Source organism: Spiroplasma endosymbiont of Megaselia nigra (assembly GCF_003987485.1).
In the GTDB taxonomy this organism is placed as follows: domain Bacteria; phylum Bacillota_I; class Bacilli_A; order Mycoplasmatales; family Mycoplasmataceae; genus Spiroplasma.
Map to the genome: position 1 here is coordinate 1 of NZ_RCOO01000298.1, position 902 is coordinate 902.

The window sequence follows — 902 nt, forward strand, 5'->3', positions numbered from 1 at the left end:
TGGGATTGTTACCAGCCAAAAAGAAGTTAAAGAAAAGCTATGATATTGATAGTTACTATCTTAATTTAGCATCAACGATTACTAATCGTAAAAATGTTATTGTTCAAAAACATAATGAAATTTTAGAAAAAAGAATTTGTGAAGATAATGCTAATTTTTTAAATCCACGTGAGTTAGAAATTAGCATCTATAATCCGCTTACTAATCAAAAAATAGATACTAAATTAATTAATAGCTTTTTAAAAATGCAAGACTTTACTAATAAGAATTGATATAACGAATATAAAATTAATAAAAATGGTAAGGGTGCATATTTTATTTTTGCTAATAATTCAAAACTTAATTTTATTACTATTGATTTTTATAATGACCAATATGATGAATTAGGTAATTTAGTATCTTGTACTTTTGATTATGACCCTTATATTAAAAATGACCAGAGTATTTTTATTACTGAAAAATTAGAGATTGATGATGTAACTAAACAAGTTAAAGTTATTAGAAAGTTAAAAACACGATTATATAGTACTATTACCGACTTATATATTGATGATGCTAAATGAAATAACTATACAACTTTACAAAGAGAAGAAATATTACCACTTAATTTTATTCCAATTCAAATTATTCCTAATAACCCTAATTTTGAGCCTTCTGCTCGTTATGGTAAACAATTTGCTAGTATTTTAGATATTATTGCTGAAAAGATAATGTTAGATCCATTATTAAATAGTGGTAAATTTACTATTAATACTAATGGAGTTACTGGTGTGGTTGACCAAGAAATTAGTAAAATGCTGGCATCATTTATTGAAAATGACTTGTTATTAGTTGAAGGAGACCCTGATAGTAATTTTCAACCAGTAGACTATATTGCTGGTAATTTTAAAGGTGAACAATTA

General features: G+C 24.8%; 1 protein-coding gene. It reads left to right on the forward strand.

Annotation, left to right across the window (positions count from 1 at the left end):
- Positions 1-902 (forward strand): hypothetical protein (locus D9R21_RS07775; protein ID WP_158614005.1); only part of this gene is annotated, 902 nt, incomplete at both ends.